Source organism: Flectobacillus sp., assembly GCF_049240685.1.
GTDB lineage: Bacteria > Bacteroidota > Bacteroidia > Cytophagales > Spirosomataceae > Flectobacillus.
The window spans coordinates 1-3430 of the sequence record NZ_JBMLSD010000380.1 but is presented as its reverse complement, the minus strand read 5'-3'; the positions used below and the strand labels follow the sequence as shown (position 1 = coordinate 3430).

Below are 3430 nucleotides of genomic sequence, written 5' to 3'. Positions count from 1 at the left end.
GATAAACGTTGGGGAAATGATTTTGAAACGGAGGTTTTGCTTCCTGATGGCTTTACCAAATTTACAGTACCTAAAAATCTATACATAATTGGCACCATGAATACCGCGGATAAATCTATTGCCTTACTAGATATTGCCCTCCGTCGCCGCTTTGAATTTATTCCTTTATACCCCGATGCATCAAAGGTTAAGGATGAATATCAATTATTTTTCAATACCTTAAATCAGCGTATCAAAGAAAAAAAAGGAATGGATTTTTGTATTGGACATGCCTACTTTATGCCTCCTCAAGGTCGTAGTTTTGATTTTGCTACGGCCATGAATCAAAAGGTTATTCCATTACTTATGGAGTATTTTTACAATGCCCGAACTACTCAAAACGATGTAAAACAATTGCTTGAGGAAGCCTTAAGTGTATCTGGTTTACCTTTACAGATTGAAGAAAACATGTTCCAAATTAAGATTGTAGCTTCATAAATTCAAAGTCTTTACTACTTTTATGAAAATAGATACATTTGAATTTGGCAATACCTTTTGCATTCCTGCTAACTACGTTGGGGGCTTAAAGACCTATTTGAGTGAGGTTTGGCAAAATCGTCTAAAATATCAATCATTTGAAAATCTTGAAGATAATGCTAGTGCAAAATCGTATGAAAGGATTTTTCATTTTGATGGAAATCAATTACGTGCTAAAAACTATATAGGCTTTATCCAATATCAGGATCTTCGAATCAATATTTACCCTAAAATTGTAGCTCAGCAGCCTCAAAAAGAGGAAATCATTTCAAAAGTTTTGTATTGGTTATCGTACAGTAATCGCCTACAATTTCCTTTTTCCGAAATTTCGTTACAACAACAGCCATTTGATGATTGGCTCGAGGCCTATATCTATTTATTTGCTCAACACGCACGTGAGGTTTTAAGTACTCAGCCCTATCATACCTATCAGGAAGTAGTGGAGGAAACAAGTTTTCTAAGAGGAAGTTTGGCCATTTCGGAATATATTCAATCTAATTGGTCCACTGGTCGGCACCAGTATTTTCAGAGCAGACATGAGCCATTCTTGTACGATAATTTGTTTAATCGAATTGTCAAATATGTAGTTAAGCTGTTACTTTCGATTACACAAAATACTAACAACCAACATACGCTTCATGAACTACTGTTTATCCTCGATGAAGTTACGGATACCGAATGTCGGGCACAAGATTGTGACAGAGTAGTGCTCAATCCCCTTTTTCAGGATTTAGGACTAGTACTCTCTATGGCAAAAATGTTTTTGGAATCAAGTAGTATCCATCATTCAAACGACCAACATACGATGGCGTTATTACTTCCGATGGAGGTAATTTATGAGGATTTTTTGAGTGGATTTATTAAAAAGAATTTTCCATTTCGTAACCCTATTTCTCAGAAAATGGGATTCTTGGCGAGCAATGAGCTATCTCAGCCAGTGTTTGCTACCAAGCAAGACCTAGTGTTATCTTTCCCCAAGGTAATTGTGGACACTAAGTACAAAATCCGACAAAAGCAGGATGTAAAGCGAGGTGTGTCTCAAAATGATTTGTATCAAATGGTTGCTTATGCCATTCGTAGCAGTGTTGAGAATCTAGTTTTACTTTACCCCAAAGCATGGAATTTGGATAGCTCTATAGATACTTTTACCATTGAAGATACCTTAGCTTTTCCATCCCGAAAAATTAAAATCAAGGCTGTGGATGTGGATATTTGTGTGGATGACAACCAAATTTATACACAACTAGCAGAATGTTTGTTTTAGGCGGTAGGCGGTAGGCAATAGGCAGTAGGCAGTAGGCAGTAGGCAGTAGGCAAAAGTTCTAAATTATTTTACCAACCACAGACATGCCATTTTTCAAAGCCCACAGCCGAAAGCCGATACCTGAAAGCCGAAAAGGCATAAGACAAAGAGTGTTAAATGGTTTTTTAGTAGCGATAGATATATTTTGCCTAAGGCCTACGGCTTACAGCCTATGGCCTAGTTCTTTTTAATCTTTCGACAAAATCCCTAAACATATCAAAATACATTTTAATTTTGCTAAATAGAAATAGCCTTGCGTCTGTTTCTATTTAGCAGATTAAGATAAAAAAGTCTTTTCCATTACTGATACCACCATTTTATTTATGACTGTAGGAATTTTATTTTTGATTCTTGGGGCGATTGTTTTTGTGTTTTTAAAAAATGAAAATTCTACCAATGATACCAAGCACTACGATGATTATGAAACAGATTACGCCTCTCCTATCGACTATTCGCCTGAACATGAGAAGGGAGAAGCCTTTGAGAAATATGTAGTTCAAAAATTTTCAAGAAACCTTTTTAAGGTAAAAGAATGGCGTGGCGATAAGTTTGTGAATGGGCAATATGCCGAAACTACCACCTATCCCGACCTTACCTTAGAATTTAGCTTTCGTAATGTTACCCAAACTTTTGCGGTTGAGTGCAAATACCGTAGCGACTATTACCGCGATGGAATTGAATGGTGTAAGCCTTATCAGCTCGAAAATTACAGACATTATGCTCAGCGTTTTCGAATGCCTGTTTTTGTAGTAATTGGCGTTGGGTATTCGCCTTATGAGCCTGACGAATTGTATGTAATTCCGCTCAAGGCTTTGCATCAGACTTTCGTCACTAGGACTTTTTTGAAATACTATCAGAAATATAATTTTCGAGAGTCCAATTTTTTCTTTGACCCAGAAACTAACACTTTACGCTGATTTGATATACTTTTTTGCGTCTTTTGCTTGGTCTTTAGATGGTTCTCTTAAATTTGTAGTTTGTCTTATTGGTAAAACAATTTTTTTGAATCATTTACAAACCTAATATTTGATCGTATGCCTTATTTGATACTCGATTTAGAAATGTCAGGCCAAGAAGCAGGCTATCATGACATCATTCAGATTGGCGCTCTTTTAGCAGATAATGATTGGAAGGTACTTTCCAAATTTGAAACGCTCGTATATCCTGATAACGAAGAAACATTTTCGAGTTATTCCGAAAAAGTTCATGGAATTTCATTAGAAGATTTAGAAGATGCCCCTTCCTCGTACGATGCCTTAGAGGATTTTGAGGCGTGGATTCGTAAGACGCTTCGCCGCGATAGCCATGAGCGCTTGCATGATGTCGTAATTTGTGGACAAAGTGTCATCAACGATATTAATTTCCTCAAAGCTACTTACGACGACCTCAATATTGATTGGCCGTTTTCCTTCAAATTAGTAGACTTGATGAGTATTTCGGTATTGATGTTTCAGGTATTTGAAAACAACAAAATGGCAACACCCAAGTCATTTAGCCTCAAGTCTGTTGCTGACTACTTTGGCATCCACCGTAAAGACACAACGCATAATGCCTTGGAGGATGCAGATATTACCTATCAGTGTTTTAAAAAGTATTTTGAGTTGGCAAAGC

3 protein-coding genes and 1 pseudogene are annotated in these 3430 nt (G+C 36.8%); all 4 read left to right on the top strand.

Translation table 11 applies throughout. The features are described 5' to 3' along the window. Positions 1–477 (top strand): annotated as a pseudogene (locus ACOVQ4_RS17670) (hypothetical protein); the annotation flags it as partial. A 22-nt stretch (positions 478–499) separates the two neighbouring features. Next, positions 500–1780, top strand: a complete 1281-nt coding sequence (locus ACOVQ4_RS17665) for an McrC family protein (RefSeq protein ID WP_421821940.1) — start codon at positions 500–502, stop codon at positions 1778–1780. Positions 1781–2142: 362 nt separating this feature from the next. Then, positions 2143–2736 (top strand): hypothetical protein, encoded by a 594-nt coding sequence (locus ACOVQ4_RS17660; protein ID WP_421821939.1) that lies wholly within the window; start codon positions 2143–2145, stop codon positions 2734–2736. Positions 2737–2853: 117 nt separating this feature from the next. Further along, on the top strand, positions 2854–3430 hold a 577-nt coding region (locus tag ACOVQ4_RS17655), incomplete at its 3' end, for a PolC-type DNA polymerase III (protein ID WP_421821938.1).